Here is a 22,128-nt window from a genome sequence, read left to right as displayed (position 1 = left end):
CAGATGACTCACGGTATCGTCAGCGCGCCGCAACCCGAAGCCGTCGAGGCAGGCACCGAGGCGCTGGAAAGGGGCGGCAATGCTATAGACGCCGCCATTGCGACCGCACTGGTGCAGACCGTGGTCGATCCACAGATGTGCGGCATTGCAGGCTTCGGTTCAATGCAACTCTACCTGCCGGACCAAGGTATCCATACCTGCCTCGACTTTCATGGCCGCGCGCCCTCCAAGGTTACACCGGAGATGTGGCAGGACCGCATACTGGGTGAGGCGGAGGACGGTTTCGGATTTATTCTGGAAGGCCATGTCAACGACGTCGGATATGGTGCAGTCACCACACCCATGAGCCTGAAAGCCTATGACGAAGCCCTGACAAAATTCGGCACCATGACCTTGAGTGACCTGATGGAGCCGGCCATTGCTTACGCCGAAGAAGGTTTCATGGTGCGGCCGCACGTCAGCTATTTCTGGAATCTGGTGGAAGGTGGAGGCCGGGCGCCGCATGGCGACCGGGTAACCAAGCACCCCGAGGCGAGGCGCATCTATGTGAAGGACGACGGCAAGCTTCGGAAGCCGGGAGAGATTCTCAGGAATCCCGATATGGCGGCAACCTATCGCCAGATCGCGGCGGAGGGTGTGGAGTCCTTTTATCAGGGCACGATCGCCGAGCGAATCGTTTCCGACATGGAAGCCAACGACGGCTATCTGACGCACGATGACTTACGTTCGGTCGCCGTCAATGAGGTTGCGCCCCTTTGGGGTGAATACCGCGGCCACAAGATCGCAACCAACAACCCACCGGGTGGCGGCATCATGGTGCTCGAGATGCTCAACATTCTCGAAAACTTCGATCTCGCAGCCATGGGACACGATTCGCCTGACTACATCGCGACCGTCTCCGAAGCCATGAAGATCGCCACCGCCGACAAGGATCGTTCGGTCGGCGACCCGCGCTTCGTCGAAATCCCCGTAGACCGCCTGATCTCCAAAACCTACGCCAGAGAAATGGCCGCAAAGATCCGTTCAGGCGAAAAGACCTCCGTTCCGCGCCTCAACAGCGGCGGCAAGGAATCCACAGATACGACACATATTTCCGTCGCCGACGAATACGGCAACTGCGTTGCCATGACTCATTCCCTGGGCATGCCCTCGGGTGTGGTCACGCCGGGGTTGGGATTTATGTACAACGGCTGCATGTCGGTCTTTGATCCTCGGCCAGGCAACACCGGATCGCTTGCACCGGGCAAGTCGCGGTTTACCGCCATGGCCCCGACGATGGTTTTCAAAGGTGACGAACCCTTCTTCGTGGTCGGTGCTCCGGGCGGCACCTTCATCACCATGGGTGTCCTGCAAGCCATTCTAAATGTCGTCGATTTCGGCATGAACGCCCAGGAAGCGGTCTCCGCGCCGCGCTTCTGCACTACTTCGGACACCATCGACATCACCAACCGCATTACGCGCCGCACGGAGCGAGAACTCAAGGCCCGGGGCTACCCGGTCAGGCGATCGCCTCTGGGCTATCACTTTGCCGGCGTGCACGCGCTGCGCAAGACGGAAGCCGGCTGGGATGGAGGAGCCGACCCAGCGCGCGATGGTGTGGCACTTGCAGTTTAAGGATGTAATGAACCAATGGTAGCAACGAAGACAGCGCAGGAAGCCGCCTTCACCGACTGGCTCGCAAAACACGAAGACGAGATGATCGCCTTCCTAGAGGAGCTGGTAAACATCGACAGCGGCAGCTATGACAAGTCGGGCGTCGACGCTGCGGGAGCCGCCATCGCAGCCTTCTTCGAGCGTGAAGGCATTACCTGCGATATCATTCCGTTGGAGGATCACGGCGACGCAGTTCGCGCGACCCTACCCACCGCTGGCACAGGTAGTAATCAGCCCATCCTGCTGATGGGTCACAGGGATACGGTCTTTCCAAAAGGCGAGACCGAACGTAGACCCTTTACCATCAAGGACGGCATCGCCTACGGTCCTGGCGTCGCGGATATGAAAGCCGGACTGGTGATGAACGCCTTCATCCTCTCGGCCTTCGCGAAGCTGGGCGGCGCGCCCGCACCTCTGATCGCGCTCTTCACTGGAGACGAGGAGATCGGATCGCCTGAATCCAAGAAGGTGATCAAGGCGGAGGCAAGCAAGGCTCGTGCGGTCTTCAATTCCGAACCCGGCCGGCCGACAGGCAACATCGTCACCGGCCGTAAGGGCGGGATCTTTTTTCGCTGCGAAGTGACCGGCAAGGCAGCCCATTCGGGTGCCAATCATCAAGACGGCATCAGTGCTATCGAGGAACTGGCGCGCAAGATCCAGGCCTGGCATGCCCTCACCGACTACGACGCGGGGCATACCTTGAACGTCGGCCTGATCTCAGGCGGTCAGTCGGTCAACACAGTCGCACCCTTGGCCTCTTGTGACATAGATCTGCGCTACAAGGATCCGGCGCGGCGCGAAGAGATCGTCAAAGCCATCACAGGTATTGCGGAAAACAATTCGGTTGCGGGCACCTCGTCGGTGCTGACGATCCTGGGCGAATTCCATCCTCTGACCCAATCGGCAGAGGGCGAGCAGCTGATCGAAAACTACCTCAGCAGCGGCCGGGATGTCGGACTGACCATGGAAGGGGAATTCTCTGGCGGCTGCGCTGATTCAGGACTGGCGTCGGTACTTGGCGCGCCCACTATCTGTGGCCTGGGACCAGTCGGCGGCAAGGTACACAGCCCGGAGGAATACATGGAAGTCGACAGCATCGTGCCGCGCGCTCAAGCCCTGGCGCTGACGATCCTGCGCATGGGTGCGGCGAGTTAGGGACTTTTCAGATTACATCGGACTGCTAGTGGGCCGACGCCTTCAAGAGCCCAACTTACACGGGAATCACCGCCGTCGCCTCGATCTCCACCTTGGCCCGGTCTTCGATCAGATCGGCGACCTGAACCATGGCCATTGCAGGGAAGTTCTTGCCAAAGACTGTCCGGTATACCGCCCCCACGTCCCGCAGGCGCGAGAGGTATTCGCGTTTGTCCGTGATGTACCAGGTCAGACGCACCAGATGCTCCGGACCTGCATCGGCCTCGTGGAGAACGGCCAGGATGTTGCGCAACACCATCTCGACCTGATCGACGAAATCGTCCGACTCAAATACCTGGTCGCCGTTCCAACCGATCTGACCGCCGACGAAGATCGTGCGCCCGCTGGCGGCGATGCCGTTGGCGTAACCGCTGGGCGTTTTCCAGTTCTCGGGGTGAAGGACTTCATGCATGGCTGTACCTATGGGTTGCCCGCGTCACGCAGCGGGTTGAGAGATGTAGGACTGGATGCGCGCGCGCAGATCGGCGGGCCAGGGTTCCGATTTCATGCGCTTGCCGTCGATGTGTACCAGTGTCACGCTGCTGGTGAAGCGCAACTCGTCCCGGCAAAGCGCGTCGACCGTGCAAATCACGCTGCTGCTGCCCAGCTTCGTCACGGCCAATGAAAGCAGCAGCTCTTCGCCCAATCTGCTCGGGGCTTTAAAGGAGACCTCAAGATGCGCGGTCGGAACCCCTTCGCCGCGTTCGACCACCAGCTCCGAGAATGGCAGGTCCAGGCCACATTCGAACCACTCCTCCACCACCGCATTGATCATCTCCACATAGCGCGGATAGAACACGATGCCCGCGGGATCGCAGTGCTGAAACATGACCTTCTGGCGGGTTTCGAATGCAGCCAAGTTCAGACTCCCAGATATCGGTTTTGCAGCTCTTCGTCGGCGGCAAGAGAGTCGGGAGACCCCTGCCAGACGGAACGGCCCTTTTCCAACACGACGCAGGAAGAGGCAAGCGGCAAGAGGTCTTTCAAATTCTTATCGACGATCAGGATCGACAGGCCCTCCTGTTTTAACGCCTTGATCGCCGCCCAGATCTCCTCCCGGATCAAGGGCGCCAGCCCCTCGGTCGCCTCGTCCAAGATCAGCAGTTTCGGATTGGTCATCAGCGCCCGGCCAATGGCCAGCATCTGCTGCTCGCCGCCGGAAAGAGTGCGCGCGGACTGCTCGGCCCGCTCGCCGAGACGCGGAAAAAGATCATAGACCCTTTGCAGACTCCAGTCTCCACTACGGGACGTCGCAACCAGATTTTCCTGAACGCTGAGGGTTGGAAAGACACGGCGCCCTTCCGGCACCAGACCAAGTCCCAATCGCGCCACCCGGAAGGCCTTGCGGCCGGCGAGGTCCTGATCATCGAACACAACGCGTCCGGCAGCAGGTGGAGTCAGGCGGCAGATCGAGCGGATCGTTGTGGTCTTGCCCATCCCGTTGCGGCCCAGCAACGCCACCATCTCGCCTTCGCCAACCGCTAGATCAACCCCGAACAAAGCCTGACTGGGGCCGTAAAACGTCTCGATGCCTTCAACCTTCAGCATGCTCATTCCCCCAGGTAGGCATCGCGGACTTCTTGTGAAGCCCGGATGTCAGCGACAGAGCCAGAGGCAATGATCCGGCCGTAGACCAGCACCGAGATTTCATCCGCCAGGGTGAAGACGGCGTCCATGTCGTGTTCGACCAACAGCATCGCCGCTTCCTGCCGCAGATTGCCGAGCACTTCTGTCATACGCTGCGAGTCCTCACCGCCCAACCCTGCCATGGGTTCGTCGAGCAGCAAGACTTTCGGCTCCAGCGCCAGCGCCACGGCCAATTCCAGTTGACGCCGTTCACCATGGGACAGCGCGGTCACCGGGAGCTGCGCACGCTCGGCCAGCCCGACCCGTTCAAGCTGCAACATGGCCGGATCGGTCAGATCCCGGTCACCACGCACCGGGCGCCAGAAGCGGAAGGTCGAGCGCTTGCGCGCCTGCACGGCCAGCATGACATTGCGCAGGGCAGAAAATTCCATGGCCAGCGATGAGACCTGAAACGTGCGTCCCAGGCCCAGCTGAGCCCGCTGCGGCACAGAGAGACCCGTCACATCCCTGGCCATAAACGCTATTTTTCCGGCGTCGGGCCGCAGGGCGCCCGCGATCTGGCCGATCAGCGTCGACTTGCCCGCACCGTTCGGACCGATGAGCGCATGGATGCTGCCCGCATCGACCGATAGCGATACGTCGTCCGTGGCCCGGAGCGCGCCGAAAGATTTCTGCAGGCCGTCCAGAACTAGGAGCGGTTCAGTCATGGCGCGCCTTCCCGGCCAACAGGCCGATCACGCCGCCCCGAGCGAAAAGAACAACGCCCAGCAGGATGACACCCAGGAACAGCTGCCAGCGCTCCGTATAGCCGCCGATCACGGTCTCGAGCACGATGAAAAGTGCGGCTCCGACGATGGGCCCGTAAAAGCGCCCAACGCCACCGAGGATGACAAAAATCATGATCTCCCCAGACAGGTGCCAGGAGAGAATGGACGGACTGACAAAGCCGTTCAGTTCGACGAAGAGCGCGCCCGCCAGCCCGGTGATCATGGCCGAGAAAACGAACGCCGTCAGCTTAACCGGATAGGGCGCGATCCCGATCGCGGAGAGACGCGTTTCGTTCTGTCGGGCGCATTGAAGGGCCGCACCGAAGCGTGAACCGACAAGGCGCAGAGAAAGAAAGATGGCCAACAGTAACAGGCCGTAACAGACAAAGAAGAACGTCAGATCGTCGGACAGATCGAGCCCCGGCAGGCTGCTGCGCAAATAGAGCGGCAGGCCGTCCTCTCCGCCGTAAGTCGGCAGCGAAACCGCGAGATAAAAGATCATCTGGGCAAAAGCCAGGGTGATCATGATGAAGTAGACGCCTGACGTCCTGAGGCTGATGGCGCCGATGACCGCCGCCACAAGACCGCTCACCAGGAGGGCGGCAAACCACAGCGTGAGTGTCGAATCACTGCCGTCAATGGTCAGTGGCCAGTTCAGAAAGGCGGAGCCCTCGAAGGCGTGATGCGACAAAACTCCCGCAGCATAACCGCCCAGGCCGAAGAAGGCTGCATGACCGAAGCTCACCATACCGCCGAAGCCAAGCGCGAGGTTTAGCCCGACCCCCGCCAGTGCCAGGATCGCAACGCGGGAGGCCACGGAAATGTAGTAGCTCTCACCCAAGGCCCAGGCACCGAGTGGCAGGGCCAGCAGGAGCCCGGCAATCGCCGCGTTGAAAAGATTTTCTCTGCTCATTTCAACCATTGACCGGGAACAGTCCCTTGGGCCGCCAGGCCAGAACCGTGGCCATCAGCAGATAGATCGCCATGGACGCCAGCGCGGCGCCGTAGCCATTGGCCTCGGCGGGCGGCAGGGCCAGTGCAAAGAGCTTGTGCAGGAAGGCGCGCCCCAACGTATCGACCAGGCCGACCAGAATCGCGCCGATCAGGGCGCCCTTGATCGAACCGATGCCGCCGATCACGATCACCACAAAGGCCAGGATCAGCACCGGCTCTCCCATGCCGACTTCGACCGATTGCAAGGCGCCGACCAGCGCGCCGGCCAGCCCCGCCAACATGGCACCGATCGCGAAAACCAGGGTGTAGAGCGTGTTGATGTCGACCCCGAGCGCGCCGATCATTTCGCGATCGGACTCGCCGGCGCGGATCTGCATGCCGAGGCGCGTGCGCGAGATCAGCAGATAGAGCCCGGCCGCCGTGGCGATGCCGAAAGCGATGATCACCAACCGGTAGAGGGGATAGCCCCCGCCGCCCGGTAGAGGCACCGACGTCGCGAGTGCAGAAGGAATATCCAGATAGAGCGGCTGTGCCCCGAAGACCCAGCGCGTGCCCTCGTTGAAAATCAGGATCAGGCTGAAAGTCGCCAGCACCTGATCCAAGTGATCCCTGTCGTAAAGGCGCCGCATCACCAGCATCTCGACCATTGCGCCCGCCGCCGCCGCCGCAACCAGACCAGCGCCAAGACCGACCCAGAAAGATCCGGTCTCGCCTGCCACCCAGGCGCAAAAGAACGCGCCCACCATGTAGAGCGAGCCGTGAGCCAGATTGATTAGGCCCATGACACCGAACACAAGCGTCAGTCCCGCCGCCATGACGAAAAGCATGACACCAAGCTGCAGACTATTCAGGAGCTGCTCAAAGATGAAGGCAGCAGACATCAACGCATTCCCTTACGCGCGATTGGGCAGAGGTAGGGCCGCGCAGATCCTCACGCGGCCCGCCTTCTTTTCAGTTACATCGCGCACTGGGATGCGTAGGCATCCGAGTGGTCTTTGAGGCCGACCCCGACGATCTTGTTGGTCAGCACGTCGCCTTCCTTCACCACTTCGCGCACGTAGATATCCTGGATCGGATGGTTGTTCGGTCCGAACTTGAACGCGCCGCGCACGGACTCGAATTCAGCCACTTTCAGAGCAGCGCGGAAGGCCGCCGCATCGCCGATACCGCCGGCTTTCTTCAAGGCCGAGGCGATCAGCCGTGCCGCATCGTATCCCTGGCTGGCGTAAAGCGACGGCAAACGGCCGTATTCCGCCTGGAAGTCGGCCACGAAAACCTTGTTGGCCGCATTGTCGATGTCCTTGTTCCACTGAGAGGAGTTCTTAACTCCCAATGCCGCATCGCCGACCGCCTTTAAGATGCCTTGGTCGAAGGAAAAGGCCGGGCCAAAGACTGGTGCCTCGATCCCCGACTGGGCGTATTGCTTCATGAAGGCGATGCCCATGCCGCCGGGCAGGAAGAAGAAGATTGAATCCGGCTTGGCTTCGCGGATCGCAGCCAACTCGGCGGCGTAGTCTTTCTGGCCGAGCTTGGTGAAGGTTTCACCGGCCAGTTCTCCTTTGTAGAAGCGCTTGAAGCCCGCCAGAGAATCCTTACCCGCAGGATAGTTCGGCGCCAGAATATAGGCATTCTTCATCCCCTGGCTCGAGACGTATTCGCCCATGGCTTCGTGCAGGTTGTCGTTCTGCCAGGCAACGTTGAAGTAGTTCTCGTTGCAGAGCTTGCCGGCCAGCTGCGAAGGCCCGGCGTTGGGGCTGATATAGAAGACACCGCCCTTGACCGCCGAGGGCACAACGGCGAGTGCCAGGTTTGACCAGACGATACCGGTCAGGATGTCGACCTTGTCGCGCTTGATGAACTTGTCGGCGATCTGCTTGGCCTTATCCGGCTTGCGAGCGTCGTCCTCGATCATCACTTCGATGTCCTGGCCGCCGAGTTTACCGCCGCCCTGCTTCACAGCGAGCGCAAAACCGTCGCGGATGTCGATCCCGAGGCTGGAGCCACCGCCCGAAAGCGTGGTGATCATGCCGATTTTAACATTCTCCGCCTGTGCCATGGCTGGCATGGAAACACTGGCTGCAACTGCCAGCGCGATAAGCTTCTTATTCATTGCCTTTGTCTCCCGTTTCTATCCCTGTTCGTTCGCTTTTAGTTTAAAGCGCTGCACCTTTCCCGTTGGTGTTTTCGGCAGCGCATCGGTGAAGACGATGGATCGCGGATACTTGTAGGGTGCGATCACCGACTTCACATGATCCTGCAAATGCTTCACGAGCGCGGCGTCGCCGTCAACGCCTTCGCGCAGAACCACATGGGCCTGCACGATGGTTCCACGATCTGGGTCTTCGGCGCCGATCACCGCGCATTCGGCCACATCAGCGTGCGCCAGCAGTGCGTCTTCAACCTCCGGGCCTGCGATGTTGTAACCGGAAGACACGATCATATCGTCTGACCGCGCAGCGAAGTGGAAGTAGCCGTCCGCGTCCTGGCTGAAGGCGTCGCCGGTCAGGTTCCAGCCATCGCGCACGTAGGATTTTTGGCGGTCGCCACCGAGGTAACGGCAGCCGGTCGGGCCACGGACCGCCAGCTTGCCGACTTCACCGGCAGCAAGCGGCTTCATCTCATCATCGACAATCATGGCTTGGTAGCCCGGCACCGGCTTGCCGGTCGCGCCGGGCCGGATATCGTCCGGCCAGTTGCTGATAAAGATGTGCAGCATCTCGGTCGCGCCGATACCGTCCAGAATCGGAACGGCGGTCGCGTCGGTCCAGGCGTCATAGGTCGCCTTGGGCAGTGTTTCGCCTGCGGAGACCGCAAGCCGGAGGGAAGAAAGATCGCCTCTTCCATCGGCGACCTCCCCCATCATCACGCGATAGGCTGTCGGTGCGGTAAAACAGATGGTCGCACCGTGTTCCTTCACGGCGGCCAACAGCTTGGGCGGCCGCCCGTCCTCAACCAGGATCGCGGTCGCGCCGAACCGCAGAGGAAAGACGGCCAAACCGCCAAGCCCGAAGGTAAAGGCAAGGGGCGGCGAACCAATGAAGGCGTCGTCCGGCGTCGGCGCCAGAACCGAAGCGGCATAACTGTCGGCAATCGCCAGGATGTCCCGGTGAAAGTGCATTGTCGCCTTGGGCACGCCGGTGCTGCCTGAGGTGAAACCCAGCAGCGCGACATCATCCCGGCCGGTCGGCACCGCTTCGAAGGCCGCGGACTTCGAAACCATGAGCTGTTCCAACTCGCCCTGCCGTTCCTCGGTACCGTCGAACGTCATGACTTTGCGGAGATACGTGCTGGATGCCGCGCAGCTTTCCAATTCCTCGATCAGCCGCCGATCACAGAGAGCAAAACCAACCTCCGCCTTGTCGACGATCTTGGTCAGTTCACCGGCGCGCAGCATGGGCATAGTGTTGACCACCACGGCTCCGGCCTTGGTCGCGCCCAACCAGGCAGCTACCATACGCGGATTGTTGGCCGATCGGATCAGGATCCGGTTGCCCGGTTCCAATCCCATTTCCTCGATCAGAACGTGGGCGATCCGATTGCTCTCAGCCGTCAGTTCACCATAGGTCAGGCTTTCGCCGTTACCCTGGAGGGCAACGCGGTCGCCCAAACCCTTCGCAACCAAACCGTCAGTCAACTCGACCGCCGCATTGGTGTGTTCGGGATACTGAAATTCCGGCCGGTCGAGCAGGATCTCCGGCCAGTCTTCCAAGCCCGGCAGGTGATCCCGGCTAAAAGTGTCCTTATGCGCGGACGGACCCAGCATGGTCAGCCTCCTCCAGCAGCTTTCGCATCGACCGCAGCCTCGGCCAGTGCCTGACGGGCGATCACCACCTTCTGTACTTCCGACGCGCCTTCGTAGATGCGCAAAGCACGGATTTCGCGGTAGAGCGATTCGACGATTTGCCCGCAACGCACACCGTCACCGCCATGAATCTGCACCGCCTTGTCGATCACCGACTGGGCCGCTTCGGTGGCGTAGAGTTTGGCCATCGCCGCTTCGCGCGTCACTCTTGGCGCGCCCTTGTCCTTGGTCCAGGCCGCCCGGTAAATCAGCAGGGCAGACGCATCAACGTCGACGGCCATTTCCGCCAACTGCCCTTGTACAAGTTGAAGTTCGGCGAGCGGTGCCCCGAAGAGTTCGCGGTTGGCCGCGCGTATGAGCGCCTCGCCCAATGCCCGGCGGGCAAAACCAAGAGCCGCCGCACCAACCGTGGAACGGAAGACGTCAAGCACGCTCATGGCTATTTTGAAGCCCTGTCCCGACGCGCCGATCATGGCGGTGGCAGGCACACGACAGCCATCAAACTTCAACCTGGCCAGAGGATGCGGGGCAATCACGTCGATCCGCTCGACAATCTCCAGTCCGGCCGAATCTCCCGGAACGATAAAGGCGGAAAGACCGCGTGCGCCCGGCGCATCGCCGGTCCGGGCGAAGACCACGTAGAGATCGGCAATCCCACCGTTGGATATCCAGGTCTTCTCACCATCGAGCAGATAACCGTCGCCATCCTTCGTGGCCGTCATCTCGATATTCGCCACGTCGGAGCCGGACCGCGGCTCGGAGAGCGCAAAGGCGGCAATCGCATCGCCGGCCCGCGTGCGCGGCAACCAGGCCACCCGCTGCGCATCGCTGCCGAACAGCGAGATGGCGCCCGCGCCCAAACCCTGCATGGCAAAGGCAAAGTCAGCCAAACCGTCATGGCGGCCCAGCGTTTCGCGGATCAAACACAGCGTCCGCACATCGATGATGGAGCCCGGATTGGCGGGATCCGGTGCCGAATGCGTCAGCCAGCCATCCCGGCCCAGCATCGCCACAAGTTTCCGGCAGGTTGCATCAGTATCGCCGTGGTCCAGGCTGGAAAGATTCTCGGCGGCCCAGGTATCGAGCTCCGCCGCCAGCGTACGGTGTCTGTCCTCAAAGAACGGCCAGGTGAGGAAGCTTTTGTCAACCATGACTCAATCGCCCTCGAAAACCGGTTTCTGCTTTTCTATAAAGGCGTCGTGCGCACGTTTGAAATCCCGGGTCTGCATGCAGATCGCCTGAGCCTGCGCTTCCGCTTCGATGGCCTGATCCAGGGTCATAGACCATTCCTGATTCAGCATGGTCTTGGTCATCATGTTGCCAAAGATCGGTCCCGCGGCCAGGCGCTGCGCCAGTGCGACCGCCTCACTTTCCAGGTTGTCGCCGTCAACCAGGCGATTGAAGAACCCCCAGCGCTCGCCTTCTTCCGCCGACATGGAACGGCCACTGTAAAGCAACTCCGCGGCGCGCCCCTGTCCAATTACACGCGGCAGCATCGCACAGGCCCCCATGTCGCAGCCCGCCAGACCAACGCGGGTGAACAGAAATGCGGTCCTGGCATCCGGCGTCCCAAGGCGAAGATCCGAAAAGAGCGCGATCATAGCCCCGGCCCCGACACAGACGCCGTCGACGGCCGCGATAACCGGCTGCGGGCAGGCCCTGATCGCCTTGACCAGGTCCCCGGTCATACGGGTGAACTCCAACAGGCCCTTCATGTCTCGGTCAAGCAAGGGTCCAATAATATCCTTCACGTCGCCACCAGAGCAGAAATTTCCGCCATTGGAGGCAAAGACCACGGCCTTCACATCATCGGCGTACACCAGATCGCGAAAGAGATCGCGCAATTCGGCATAGGATTCAAAGGTCAGCGGGTTCTTTCGGTCTGGACGGTCCAGCGATATTACGCCAACGCTGTCTTCCATCCGCCAGTTAAAGTGATGAGGTGTAAAGTCCTTCATCGAGGGCATCCTTCATCGACTCCCTTTGTTCTCATTGAAGCGGCTGAGCAGGGTGATCAACTCCGCCGCTTCCTTGGCGGAGATATCGGAGAGCAAACCGTCGACCCAGCCTTCGTGGGCCTCTGCCATCTCACCGAATGCTGTGACACCTTTCGGCGTCAAACGCACAAAGGTTGCCCGCCGGTCGTTCTCGTCCGGGACCCGCACGACCAGACCTTCCTGCACCAGCCGGTCGACGATCCCGGTAACGTTTCCATTCGAGACCATCAGAAACCGCGATAGCTCGGTCATGGTCATGCCGTCCTGGCAGCGGTAAAGCGCCGCCAGAACATCGAAACGGGGCAGTGTGGCGTCGTAATCTTTGCGCAGGCGCTCGCGCAGTTCGCCCTCGACGAAACGGGTGGCCCGCAACAGCCGCAGCCACAAGCGCAAACGCTGCTTGCTGAGTGGTGCTGTTTTCGGCACGACAAGCGTCGATGGTGCCCGGCGTTCCCGCGTCATGTCACTTCTCCTCCGGAAACAGAAATCGCCTGTCCCGTAACGGCAGCGGATCCGGTACCACAAAGCCAGAAAACCGTTCCAGCGACCTCGTCGGGCTGCACGAAACGGCCCTGAGGGTTGGCAGTCATCAGAGAATTGCGTGCCTCGGTCTCATCGCGCCCGGTTTTCTCCACGATCTTGGCAATGGAGTCTGCCAGCAGAGGTGTCTCGACAAAACCAGGACAGACGGCGTTTACTGTGACGCCCGTCTTCGCCAATTCGCTCGCCAGGGCGCGTGTCAGACCGACCACGCCGTGCTTCGCGGCACAGTAGGCCGCAACGTAAGGGTATCCCTTCAGCCCGGCGGTGCTGCTGACAAAGACGATGCGTCCCTGGCCGGTCTTGAGCATGTCGGTCGCGGCTTCGCGCGCGCAAAGGAAGCTGCCCGTGAGGTTTACCGCAAGCATCCGATCCCACTGTGCAAGACTGGTATTCTTGAGGGGCGCAGATTCGGCAGCGCCCGCGTTTGCCACCAGTAGCTCAATGGGACCATGAGCCGCGCGGGCCGCTACGAACAAATCGGCCACCGCCGACTCATCCGTCACGTCCGCCTGAACCACGGCAGCGCCGGGTATCGTGGCGGCCGTTTCTTCCAGAGGTTCGCGCCGGCGTCCCGCCAGAGTCACGCTCGCACCCGCAACTGCCAGCCTGTGGGCAATTGCCGCGCCGACACCGGTCCCGCCGCCGGTGATCAAAGCATGTTTTCCCGAGAGACTTTCCACCACCTAGACTTTCATTGCCGTGGCGTCGTTGCGTGCGGCCAAGCGTTGTAGCTGATCGCGCCCTGCATGGTACTGCTTGGGCCAGTCGGCCCGGTCATAACCAAGCTGTGCCGCCGCATGCAGTGTCCAATAGGGATTGGTCAGATGAGGGCGCGCGAGACAACAGAGATCCGCGCGTCCTGCCATCAGGATCGAGTTCACGTGGTCCGGCTCGTAGATATTTCCGACCGCCATGGTCGCAATGCCGGCTTCATTGCGGATGCGGTCGGAGAAGGGCGTCTGGAACATACGGCCGTAGACCGGCTGTGCCTTCTTTGAGGTCTGACCCGCCGAAACGTCGATGATATCGACTCCTGCATCCTTGAGGCTGCGTGCAATCTCCACCGCCTCCTGAGGTGTCACACCTTCTTCGCCGACCCAATCGTTGGCCGAGATACGCACGGAGATCGGCTTCGCATCGGGCCAGACCGCCCGTACGGCATGAAAGACCTCGAGCGGAAACCGCAGGCGGTTTTCCAGCGACCCGCCGTATTCGTCACGCCGGTGATTGGTCAGGGGCGTAATGAAGGCGGAAAGCAGATAACCATGGGCGAAGTGCAGTTCGAGAAGGTCGAAGCCACAGCGTTCGGCCATCTCCGCCGAAGACACGAAATCATCCCGCACCTTGTCCATGTCCGCGCGAGTCATTTCGCGCGGCGCGGCATTCTTTTCCGACCAGGCAACGGGAGACGGCGCCAGGGTCTCCCAGTTCTCCACCGTCAGAGGCGCGTCCATCTCTTCCCAACCCAATTGGGTCGATCCCTTGGGGCCGGAATGGCCGAGCTGCATGGCCATCTTGGCCGGTGTTTCGGTATGAGCGAAATCGACGATGCGTTTCCAGGCTATCTCATGTTCCGGGTCATAAAGCCCCGGACATCCCGGTGTAATCCGCCCTTCGGGCGAGACACAGGTCATCTCAGCATAGACCAGACCCGCACCGCCAAGCGCCCGGCTGGTGTAGTGCACGAAATGCCAGTCACCCGGCGTACCGTCCTTGGCCGAGTACTGGGCCATGGGCGAAACCACGATCCGGTTTTCCAACTCCAGCCCACGGATACGGAAGGGCGTGAACATGGGCGGCCGCGGGGCCTGTGGTGCCTGACCCGTCGACCGGCCTTCAAACCATTTCTCCGCATCCTCGAGCCAGGCCTGGTCGCGCAGGCGCAGGTTCTCGTGGCTGATGCGCTGGGAGCGGGTGAGCAGCGAATAGGCAAACTGCGTCGGTGCCAAGTCCAGATAGCGATCGATCTCCTCGAACCACTCCAGCGAATTGCGCGCCGCGCTCTGCAAGCGCAGCACCTCCAGTCGGCGCTCATCCTCATATTGGGCGAAGGCTTCTTCCATGGAAATGTCGCTGTGCAGGCGCTCGGCCAGATCGATCGCGCTTTCCATGGCCAGCTTACTGCCCGAGCCAATGGAAAAGTGCGCGGTCGCCGCCGCATCGCCCATCAGAACGATATTATTGTGCGACCACTTTTCGCAGAGTACGCGCGGAAAATTCAACCAGGCGGAACCACGCAGATGCTTTGCGTTGGACATCAGCGCATGACCGTCCAGGTACTTGGCGAAGACCTTCTCGCAGACAGCGATGGTCTCTTCCTGGCTCATCTTGTCGAAGCCGAAGTTCAGCCAGGTGTCTTCGGCGCATTCCACGATGAAGGTCGCGGTCTCATCGTCGAACTGATAGGCGTGAACCCAGATCCAGCCGTGTTCGGTTTCCTCGAAGATGAAGGTGAAGGCATCGTCGAACTTCTGGTGCGTGCCCAACCAGACGAACTTGCAGGCCCGCACGTCCACATCGGGCTTGAAAGCCTCAGCATGCTCATTGCGAACCTTGGAATTCAGGCCGTCGGACGCGACGATCAGATCATAGTCGGCAAAATCTTCCGTCGAGTCGAATTCGGTCTCGAACCGCAGTTCGATGTCCAGCTCCCGCGCCCGGTCCTGCAGAATGTTAAGCAGCTTTCTGCGCCCGATCCCGCAGAAGCCATGGCCGCCGGAGACAATCTTTTCGCCCCGGTAATGGGTCGCGATGTCGTCCCAATAGGCGAAGTTCTCGCGGATGACCTTGGCGCTGATGGGATCGTTGCGCTTGCAGTTATCGAGCGTTTCGTCCGAGAGCACCACGCCCCAGCCAAAGGTGTCGCATGGCCGGTTGCGCTCGATCACGACGACCTCATGCGCAGGGTCGCGAAGCTTCATGCTGATCGCGAAGTAAAGTCCGGCCGGTCCGCCTCCAAGACAGGCAACGCGCATCAGACTCTCCTTTTCCTTTAACCTTAAAGCAACTATGCGTCAGCCCGATATATATTTCAAGTATAAAATATTTATATATGAAATACCCTGTTCGCGAAAATGTGCATCTTCGAGCGAAGAGGCACCTGTGAAGCAGATTCAGGTGAAAAGGCGATCCAGTGCGGCGACGTCCAAGCGACCCCTTACGCCGATGGCGACCAGGACCGATCGTTCGAGACCGCCGGGCGGTTTTGCAAGGAGGTCGAGATCAACACGCTGCCCGACCACCTGGACCGAAACCCAATCGGCCTCTCCCTTCAGACGGACGAAACCCTTCAGGCGCAACAGGCCAGCGGGGAGCCGGTCCAGTCGCGCCGCAAGATCCTGCTTGTCGAACCGCAGATCGGCCATCATCGACCAGCGAAGATATAGCTCCTCATGGTCATGCGGGTGATCATGACCTTCGCAAGGCTTCTCCATGTCCTTCAGGTTCTGAAGCGAACACTGCCCAAGCAGCAACTCAAGCGGGACCTGCCCGAAGCGCGACGACACCTGACGGGCTTCGGGGGCGAGAGCCGCGATCCTGTCCTGGAGCTTCAGAAGATCTTCGGAAGGCAGCAAGTCGCTTTTATTGATCACAATCAGATCGGAAGCCGTAAGCTGTCGAGCGACCGACGTGCCGATATGCACATCCCCAATCGAAGCCTCGAAGCCGGCAGCATCGACCAAGGCAATGGTCGCATCCAGGCGCAAGTCGGGCTCGGCACGGGCGATTTCCGAAATGCGCATTGGATCGGCGACGCCGCTCGCTTCGATCACCAGATGATCGGGACGCGGCTGCCGGTCCAGAGCGTCCGACAAGGCGTAAAAGAGATCACCGCCCATGGAACAACAGATACAGCCATTGGAGAGCGTAAGGGTGTCGCCCTTCTGCGACTGGATCAGACTCGCATCAATCGCGATATCACCGAAGTCATTCACCATCACCATGATCCGCCGGCCATCAGCATGCCGCAGCATATGATTGACCAGCGTCGTCTTTCCCGCACCGAGATAACCCGTAATGACAGTCAAGGGCAGACGTTGGTCGCGGGGCAAATGCGGGTCAGGAGATAGAGGTTGGTCGGGTAGATTCATATCCAGGGCCAAGTTCAGGAAATCGGCTGCAGTCGCCCGCCCAGAACCGTCCCCCAAAGACCGATATCTTTGAGCGTAGCGGGATCAACGCTCAGAGGATCATCGTCCAGGACCGCAAAATCAGCCTTCTTTCCGACTTCGATCGAACCGATCTCGCTGTCAAGGTGCAAGGTATAAGCAGGTCCCAGCGTGACCGCCCGTAAAGCCTCTTCGACCGAGATGCGCTCCGACTCACCCAGCACCCGACCTGAAGCCGTAAGGCGATTTACGGCACACCAGGCCGTAAACAACGGCCCCATGGGCGTAACCGGTGCGTCCGAATGGATAGCGAGCGGCACACCCTCCGCCAAGGCGGTTGCACAGGCATCGATGCGCTCGGCACGTTCCGGTCCCACCGTCAGTTCGTAGTGCTTGTCGCCGAAGTAATAGAGATGATTGGCAAAGAGGTTCACGCAGAGCCCGAGATTCCGTATCCGCCGGAACTGTGCCGCATCAGCCAGTTGGCAATGCTGCAGAACATGACGGTGGTCGGGGTTCGGATTCTTTGTCAGCGCGCGTGCAACGCCCTCGATGGTCACCTCGGAGGCCTCGTCACCGTTAACGTGAATATGCATGTGCACGCCGGCCGCATTTAGGGTCTCGATAGTCGTCATCAACTGCTCGGGCGGAATGTTCCAGATGCCGTGATCAGGTCCCTTGTAGTAACCGGGCCAGCGCATGCGCGCCGTGAAGCCCTGAATCGAGCCGTCGGTGATGATCTTGATGGACCCCAAACGCATCTTGTCAGTCGATTTGCCGCGCAGCTTGAGCGCCTGCGCCGCGATCTCGTCCGCCGGCGCGGTGTGGGCGTTGAGAACGGGAACCAATCGGGCGGGATAGCTCTCTTCCTCCGTGATTGAAGAGATAACCTCGACATCCTCAAGCGGCAGATCATTAATCAGGTCAGTCGCCGTGGTCACACCACAACGATGACAGACCTTACCGTAATCCCGTATGCCGCCTTCCGTGCGGGCCAGGGAACGAAAATCAACCCCAAGCCTTCGCATGACAGGGAACATCGCCGCCATTTCGTGCAGCTCGCCGGTCGGTTCGCCGTCTTCGCCACGGTCAACGCCCATCACATTGCTGTTGCGATCGTACTGCGCCATATCTAGTGCGCGCGAGTTCACGGTCATCAGATGGAAATTGGAGTGCATCACTGCGATAGGCCGGCTGTCGCACACCTGATCCAGATCGAAACGGTTAAGGCGGCTGGCCGTCAGAAAGATCGGATCGAAGCCCCAGGCAATCAACGGAGCATCGGGTTCGAGTTCGGCATCGATCTGGCGCAACCGCGCGATGACCGCGTCGATGTCTTCCAAACCCTGCCAAAGCTCACCATCAGGTGAGGTGCGGTCCTGATAACCCACATAGGTAAATTGCCAAATGCCGCCTGCCATCATGTGAGCGTGGCCTTCGACGAAGCCCGGCAATAGAACCTTATCGGCGAATGTTTCGTCCAGCCGGCAATCTCCTCCGCCAGGTGCGGCCCAACCAGAGACCTCCTCCAAAGAGCCAACAGCCAGAATCCGTCCGTCACGCACGGCGACATGGGTTGCTTCCGGCCGATTCGCGGCCATGGTAATGATCTTCTTAGCTGAATAGACAACTGTCTGCACCGGTTTCCCCCTGCCTCTGTTCGTGCGACCGCCGGACATCCGTCCACCGTGGCTTGCGAGATTTAAGAATCTAGCGTCCGCGCATTCCTTCGAAAAATGCTTTATTCTAGAGATATTCCTCAAGAATTTAGATTTATCGGATGCACTATACACTCAAACAGCTGCAATACGTCGAGGCGGCCGCCCGGTTCCAGTCGATTAGCAACAGTGCGGCGGAGCTGAAAATTTCCCCCTCCTCGATTTCGACTGCGATTGATGCCATAGAAGGCGAGACCGGCCATAAGCTCTTCCGTCGGCTGCCGGCGAAAGGCCTCGAACTGACACCCTTCGGCCGGAACTTCGTGAATCACACCCGAAAGCTATTTGATTCACACAACGCCTTCGATACGGCCATTTCGGGGGAAACAGAATCCATCGAGGGGCCGATCCGGCTCGGCTGCTTCACGCCGACCGCACCGCTTGTTCTACCGCCAATTATCAAATCTCTGTCGGAAAGCTATCCAAATCTGACGATGCAGATACACGAAGGCGATACCAAGGAAGTCCTGGACTATATCTTCAACAAAAAGGTCGATCTCGCGCTGACCTACCGGGAACAGGTTCCCATCGACTTTGCTTTTCGCAGGCTCTTCGCCGCCCCACCCCATGTGGCCTTGCCGGCGGACCACCCGCTCGCCACGCGAAAACTTCTGTCACTGGAAGAGCTGGCCGAAGAACCCATGGTCCTGCTTAACCTCGACCGCACGCGCAGCTACATGCTCGGCCTCTTTGCCGCGCGCGGCCTGACGCCCCGGATTGCCTATTCATCGCGTTCGTCAGAAATGGTGCGCAGTCTGGTCGCATCCGGCCTCGGTTACGCCATCTTCAACATTAAGCCGCTTCGAAAGCAGACCTATGTCGTCGGCGACCTTGTGCGCATTCCGCTTTCTTCGGAGCACCAAACAACCGAGTTCGGCATCGTTCATCCGAACTTCGCATCCGTAACCAGGGTGGAAAAAGCGCTGATCCGCACCTGCGAGGAGCTCCACGCCCGCGGTGTCTTCGATGCGCTCATTGTCGAGTCGATTTAACACAGAGATTCACTCTATTAGTCGAATTTCTTGAGGGTTAAATGTGATAAAATAGATTATCCAAATGTTTGACCGAGACCTATCTTGAAAGCAGACAGGGCATTCGGACCGCACGCAAAAGACGAAGCGGCAACGCTCAACAAAAAAACGGGGAGCAAAATGCGTAAATTCAAAACCTTAGCGATGGCCGCTGCCGTGATGGCAAGCCTGGTCGCGGCATCTGCCGTGGAAGCCGCCGAAGCCGTCAAGGGTGGCACACTCGTCATCGGCATGACCCAAAAACCGCGACACCTGAATCCTGCCGTCCAATCAGGGACCGCCACAGCCGTACCGGGCACCCAGGTTTTTGCAACGCCCCTGCGGTTTGACGAAAACTGGCAGCCGCAGCCCTACCTTGCTGAAAGCTGGTCTGTCTCTGACGACGGCCTGAGCATAACGCTCAATTTGCGCAAGAACGCAAAATTCCACGATGGCAAGCCGGTGACCTCGGAAGACGTTGCATTCTCCGTTCAGACCGTGAAGGACAACCACCCCTTTAAATCCATGTTCTCACCGGTCGAAAAGGTCGAGACACCCAACGCCAACACCGCGGTTATCCATTTTGCGCGCGCCCATCCGGCGGCCCTGCTTGCCATGTCCTCGGCGCTGCTGCCAATCCTGCCCAAGCACGTCTACGGCGACGGCCAGGATCCCAAGTCCCATCCGGCCAACAACATGCCGGTCGGCGCCGGGCCCTTCAAAATCGTTGAATTCAAGCCCGGCGAACATGTGATTCTGGAGCGCAATCCAGATTACTTCATCGAGGGCCGGCCCTATCTGGACCGGATCATTATTAAGCACTACAAAGATTCCAACAGCCTCGCCCTGGCCGTCGACAAGGGCGAAGTGGATATGTTCCCCTTCGTCACCAACACGCGCGATATCGGGCGTCTCAAAAAGAACGCGAATCTCGAGGTCACAAACCAGGGCTATGCCGCGGTCGGACCGGTCAATTGGCTGGCGTTCAACACCAAAAACGAGTTCCTGAGTGACAAGCGGGTCCGTCAGGCCATCGCTTATGCCATCGACAAGAACTTCATTGTTAAAGCCCTGCACGGCGGCTTTTCTGAGCGCGCGAGCGGTCCGGTCGTGCCGGGAAGCCCCTTTTATGCCCCTGACGTGCAGAAGTACGACCTGGATCTCGACAAGGCGAATGCTTTGCTTGACGAAGCCGGCCACGCCAAAAACGGCGACGGAACGCGTTTTACTCTGAAGGTCGATTACATTCCCGGCCCCAATGAGCAGCAGAAGGCGATCGCCGAATACCTGAAGCCCCAACTCAAGAAGATCGGCATCGCAGTCGAGGTCCGAGCGGCACCTGACTTCCCAACCTGGGCGAAACGCGTCTCCGGGCACGAATTCGACATGACCATGGACATCGTCTTCAACTGGGGCGACCCCGTGATTGGCGTCCACCGCACATATCTCTGCGACAACATCCGCGAAGGCGTAATCTGGTCGAACACCCAGAGCTACTGCAACGAAAAGGTCGACGGGATCCTGGCCCAGGCTGGTGTGGAATCCGATGCGGACAAACGCGCTGCGCTCTATCGCGACGCCCAGTCCATCATCGTCGACGAGGTCCCGATCGCCTTCATCAACACGCTGCCCTACCACACCGCCTACAGCAATAAGATCGGTAACGCACCGATCAGCATCTGGGGAACCATGGCGCCCCTGGATGAGGTGTACAAAGCGAAGTAACCTTCCTTGCACTTTCCGCCCTCTCCAGCCACGCTGGAGGGGGCCTTCTGCCTCCCAATAAAGAACCAACGCAGGGAACGGGGCGACCGGAATGCAAATCCTGAGCATGCTTGCGCGGCGCCTGATCTACGCTGCAATCCTGGTTTTCGCTGTCCTGATTCTCAATTTCCTGCTGATCCATCTGGCACCCGGGGATCCGGCGGAGGTCATTGCGGGCGAAATGGGCGGGGCGACCGAAGAGGTCATGGCCTCAATCCGAAAGGCCTACGGCCTTGACCGGCCGCTGCACGAACAGCTCGGCGTCTACCTTGGCAAAACTCTTCAGGGCGATTTCGGGCAGTCGTTTTTCTACAATGCCTCGGTCACCAGCCTGATCCTGGACCGCATCGGCCCGACCCTCCTGCTGGTCACCACGGCTCTGCTCTTTGCCATCGGGATGGGCACTCTGCTGGGTGTTATCGCCTCGCGCAACCCGCGCGGCATCGTCAGCAATGTCGTTACCGTACTTTCGATCGTCGGTTACTCAGCGCCGATTTTCTGGACCGGGATCATGCTGATCATCCTGCTGGCCTGGGTCTTTCCGATCTTTCCGATCTCGAACATGCGCGATATCACGCTGGAGGGCGGAACCTTCAGGCATATCCTCGATGTTGCACACCATCTGGTACTGCCCGCCTTCACCCTCGGGATCGTCTTTCTCGCCCAGTACAGCCGCCTGACCCGTGCCAGCATGCTCGAAGTCCTGGGGTCCGACTACGTCCGCACCGCCAGGGCGAAGGGCGTGCCGGAGCGCAGCGTCTTCGGCAAGCATGCCCTGCGCAATGCCATCCTGCCGGTGGTCACGATCGCCGGGCTGCAGTTCGGCAGCATCGTCTCCGGCGCTGTGCTGGTGGAGACCGTCTTTAACTGGCCCGGCCTGGGCACCCTGGCGTTCCAGTCGATTCTGGCCCGCGACTATCCGACTGTCCTAGGGATCCTGTTCTTCTCCTCCCTGATCGTGATCATCATGAATATCGTGACCGACTTCCTCTATCGCGTCGTCGACCCGCGCATCCGGACTTCGGGGTAG

The 22,128-nt window shown here is 60.1% G+C and carries 20 protein-coding genes; 5 read left to right on the top strand and 15 right to left on the bottom strand.

Annotated elements, in window-relative coordinates; genetic code table 11:
* Nucleotides 1–3: 3 nt before the first annotated feature.
* Both ggt and QMZ18_RS05845 read left to right on the top strand, forming a co-directional pair.
* On the top strand, nt 4–1,614 hold the full coding sequence (ggt, locus tag QMZ18_RS05850; protein WP_282605286.1) for a gamma-glutamyltransferase: 1,611 nt from the start codon (nt 4–6) through the stop codon (nt 1,612–1,614).
* Between the two features lie 15 nt (nt 1,615–1,629).
* On the top strand, nt 1,630–2,808 hold the full coding sequence (locus tag QMZ18_RS05845; RefSeq protein WP_282605285.1) for a M20 family metallopeptidase: 1,179 nt from the start codon (nt 1,630–1,632) through the stop codon (nt 2,806–2,808).
* 55 nt (nt 2,809–2,863) lie between these two features.
* Here the strand turns inward: QMZ18_RS05845 and QMZ18_RS05840 are convergent, their stop codons facing one another.
* From QMZ18_RS05840 to QMZ18_RS05770, 15 genes are all read right to left on the bottom strand, one after another.
* Nucleotides 2,864–3,259, bottom strand: a complete 396-nt coding sequence (locus tag QMZ18_RS05840; protein ID WP_282605284.1) for a RidA family protein — start codon at nt 3,257–3,259, stop codon at nt 2,864–2,866.
* 24 nt (nt 3,260–3,283) lie between these two features.
* Nucleotides 3,284–3,706 (bottom strand): thioesterase family protein, encoded by a 423-nt coding sequence (locus tag QMZ18_RS05835; protein ID WP_282605283.1) that lies wholly within the window; start codon nt 3,704–3,706, stop codon nt 3,284–3,286.
* Nucleotides 3,707–3,708: 2 nt separating this feature from the next.
* Nucleotides 3,709–4,395, bottom strand: coding sequence for an ABC transporter ATP-binding protein (locus QMZ18_RS05830; RefSeq protein WP_322097138.1), 687 nt, complete (start codon nt 4,393–4,395; stop codon nt 3,709–3,711).
* A gap of 2 nt (nt 4,396–4,397) precedes the next feature.
* Nucleotides 4,398–5,141 carry an ABC transporter ATP-binding protein gene (locus QMZ18_RS05825; protein ID WP_282605281.1) on the bottom strand — a complete coding sequence of 248 codons (744 nt, stop codon included), beginning with the start codon at nt 5,139–5,141 and terminating at the stop codon, nt 4,398–4,400.
* On the bottom strand, nt 5,134–6,114 hold the full coding sequence (locus QMZ18_RS05820) for a branched-chain amino acid ABC transporter permease (RefSeq protein ID WP_282605280.1): 981 nt from the start codon (nt 6,112–6,114) through the stop codon (nt 5,134–5,136). The genes QMZ18_RS05825 and QMZ18_RS05820 overlap by 8 nt, the downstream gene beginning before the upstream one ends.
* 1 nt (nt 6,115) lies before the next feature.
* Nucleotides 6,116–7,036 (bottom strand): branched-chain amino acid ABC transporter permease, encoded by a 921-nt coding sequence (locus QMZ18_RS05815; RefSeq protein WP_282605279.1) that lies wholly within the window; start codon nt 7,034–7,036, stop codon nt 6,116–6,118.
* A gap of 74 nt (nt 7,037–7,110) precedes the next feature.
* Nucleotides 7,111–8,265, bottom strand: a complete 1,155-nt coding sequence (locus tag QMZ18_RS05810) for an ABC transporter substrate-binding protein (protein ID WP_282605278.1) — start codon at nt 8,263–8,265, stop codon at nt 7,111–7,113.
* Between the two features lie 18 nt (nt 8,266–8,283).
* Complete coding sequence (locus tag QMZ18_RS05805; RefSeq protein WP_282605277.1) at nt 8,284–9,918, bottom strand: benzoate-CoA ligase family protein; 1,635 nt, start codon at nt 9,916–9,918, stop codon at nt 8,284–8,286.
* A 2-nt stretch (nt 9,919–9,920) separates the two neighbouring features.
* On the bottom strand, nt 9,921–11,108 hold the full coding sequence (locus tag QMZ18_RS05800) for an acyl-CoA dehydrogenase family protein (RefSeq protein WP_282605276.1): 1,188 nt from the start codon (nt 11,106–11,108) through the stop codon (nt 9,921–9,923).
* A gap of 3 nt (nt 11,109–11,111) precedes the next feature.
* A complete protein-coding gene (locus QMZ18_RS05795) occupies nt 11,112–11,915 on the bottom strand; it encodes an enoyl-CoA hydratase family protein (RefSeq protein ID WP_282605275.1) in 804 nt (267 codons plus the stop codon).
* A gap of 12 nt (nt 11,916–11,927) precedes the next feature.
* Nucleotides 11,928–12,416 carry a MarR family winged helix-turn-helix transcriptional regulator gene (locus QMZ18_RS05790; protein WP_282605274.1) on the bottom strand — a complete coding sequence of 163 codons (489 nt, stop codon included), beginning with the start codon at nt 12,414–12,416 and terminating at the stop codon, nt 11,928–11,930.
* Nucleotides 12,413–13,180, bottom strand: coding sequence for an SDR family NAD(P)-dependent oxidoreductase (locus tag QMZ18_RS05785; RefSeq protein ID WP_322097137.1), 768 nt, complete (start codon nt 13,178–13,180; stop codon nt 12,413–12,415). Before QMZ18_RS05785 ends, QMZ18_RS05790 begins: the two co-directional genes overlap by 4 nt.
* Entirely contained in the window at nt 13,181–15,472 is a 2,292-nt protein-coding gene (locus QMZ18_RS05780) for a bifunctional salicylyl-CoA 5-hydroxylase/oxidoreductase (protein WP_282605273.1), read from the bottom strand.
* 138 nt (nt 15,473–15,610) lie between these two features.
* Complete coding sequence (locus QMZ18_RS05775; protein ID WP_282605272.1) at nt 15,611–16,645, bottom strand: GTP-binding protein; 1,035 nt, start codon at nt 16,643–16,645, stop codon at nt 15,611–15,613.
* Nucleotides 16,603–18,246 carry an amidohydrolase gene (locus tag QMZ18_RS05770; protein ID WP_322097136.1) on the bottom strand — a complete coding sequence of 548 codons (1,644 nt, stop codon included), beginning with the start codon at nt 18,244–18,246 and terminating at the stop codon, nt 16,603–16,605. The genes QMZ18_RS05775 and QMZ18_RS05770 overlap by 43 nt, the downstream gene beginning before the upstream one ends.
* A gap of 140 nt (nt 18,247–18,386) precedes the next feature.
* On the opposite strand from QMZ18_RS05770, the gene QMZ18_RS05765 reads away from it, so the two are divergent.
* From QMZ18_RS05765 to QMZ18_RS05755, 3 genes are all read left to right on the top strand, one after another.
* The gene (locus QMZ18_RS05765) at nt 18,387–19,316 is read left to right on the top strand and encodes a LysR family transcriptional regulator (RefSeq protein WP_282605271.1); all 930 of its coding nucleotides are present in this window, start codon (nt 18,387–18,389) and stop codon (nt 19,314–19,316) included.
* A gap of 159 nt (nt 19,317–19,475) precedes the next feature.
* Nucleotides 19,476–21,059 carry an ABC transporter substrate-binding protein gene (locus QMZ18_RS05760; protein WP_282605270.1) on the top strand — a complete coding sequence of 528 codons (1,584 nt, stop codon included), beginning with the start codon at nt 19,476–19,478 and terminating at the stop codon, nt 21,057–21,059.
* Nucleotides 21,060–21,150: 91 nt separating this feature from the next.
* Nucleotides 21,151–22,128, top strand: a complete 978-nt coding sequence (locus QMZ18_RS05755; RefSeq protein ID WP_282605269.1) for an ABC transporter permease — start codon at nt 21,151–21,153, stop codon at nt 22,126–22,128.

The sequence above is a fragment of the Pelagibius sp. Alg239-R121 genome (genome assembly GCF_947331435.1).
In the GTDB taxonomy this organism is placed as follows: Bacteria; Pseudomonadota; Alphaproteobacteria; order Kiloniellales; family Kiloniellaceae; genus Denitrobaculum.
The sequence above is the reverse complement of the archived record's forward strand: the minus strand, read 5'-3'. Positions and strand labels throughout refer to the sequence as shown.

What these genes read in the sequence shown, in the direction of transcription:
- ggt (WP_282605286.1), top strand. Translation starts at nt 4, where the DNA reads ATGACTCACGGTATCGTCAGCGCGCCGCAACCCGAAGCCGTCGAGGCA.
- QMZ18_RS05790 (WP_282605274.1), bottom strand. Translation starts at nt 12,416, where the DNA reads ATGACGCGGGAACGCCGGGCACCATCGACGCTTGTCGTGCCGAAAACA.
- QMZ18_RS05840 (WP_282605284.1), bottom strand. Translation starts at nt 3,259, where the DNA reads ATGCATGAAGTCCTTCACCCCGAGAACTGGAAAACGCCCAGCGGTTAC.
- QMZ18_RS05810 (WP_282605278.1), bottom strand. Translation starts at nt 8,265, where the DNA reads ATGAATAAGAAGCTTATCGCGCTGGCAGTTGCAGCCAGTGTTTCCATG.
- QMZ18_RS05755 (WP_282605269.1), top strand. Translation starts at nt 21,151, where the DNA reads ATGCAAATCCTGAGCATGCTTGCGCGGCGCCTGATCTACGCTGCAATC.
- QMZ18_RS05760 (WP_282605270.1), top strand. Translation starts at nt 19,476, where the DNA reads ATGCGTAAATTCAAAACCTTAGCGATGGCCGCTGCCGTGATGGCAAGC.
- QMZ18_RS05795 (WP_282605275.1), bottom strand. Translation starts at nt 11,915, where the DNA reads ATGAAGGACTTTACACCTCATCACTTTAACTGGCGGATGGAAGACAGC.
- QMZ18_RS05825 (WP_282605281.1), bottom strand. Translation starts at nt 5,141, where the DNA reads ATGACTGAACCGCTCCTAGTTCTGGACGGCCTGCAGAAATCTTTCGGC.
- QMZ18_RS05805 (WP_282605277.1), bottom strand. Translation starts at nt 9,918, where the DNA reads ATGCTGGGTCCGTCCGCGCATAAGGACACTTTTAGCCGGGATCACCTG.
- QMZ18_RS05845 (WP_282605285.1), top strand. Translation starts at nt 1,630, where the DNA reads ATGGTAGCAACGAAGACAGCGCAGGAAGCCGCCTTCACCGACTGGCTC.
- QMZ18_RS05830 (WP_322097138.1), bottom strand. Translation starts at nt 4,395, where the DNA reads ATGCTGAAGGTTGAAGGCATCGAGACGTTTTACGGCCCCAGTCAGGCT.
- QMZ18_RS05780 (WP_282605273.1), bottom strand. Translation starts at nt 15,472, where the DNA reads ATGCGCGTTGCCTGTCTTGGAGGCGGACCGGCCGGACTTTACTTCGCG.
- QMZ18_RS05820 (WP_282605280.1), bottom strand. Translation starts at nt 6,114, where the DNA reads ATGAGCAGAGAAAATCTTTTCAACGCGGCGATTGCCGGGCTCCTGCTG.
- QMZ18_RS05765 (WP_282605271.1), top strand. Translation starts at nt 18,387, where the DNA reads ATGCACTATACACTCAAACAGCTGCAATACGTCGAGGCGGCCGCCCGG.
- QMZ18_RS05800 (WP_282605276.1), bottom strand. Translation starts at nt 11,108, where the DNA reads ATGGTTGACAAAAGCTTCCTCACCTGGCCGTTCTTTGAGGACAGACAC.
- QMZ18_RS05815 (WP_282605279.1), bottom strand. Translation starts at nt 7,036, where the DNA reads ATGTCTGCTGCCTTCATCTTTGAGCAGCTCCTGAATAGTCTGCAGCTT.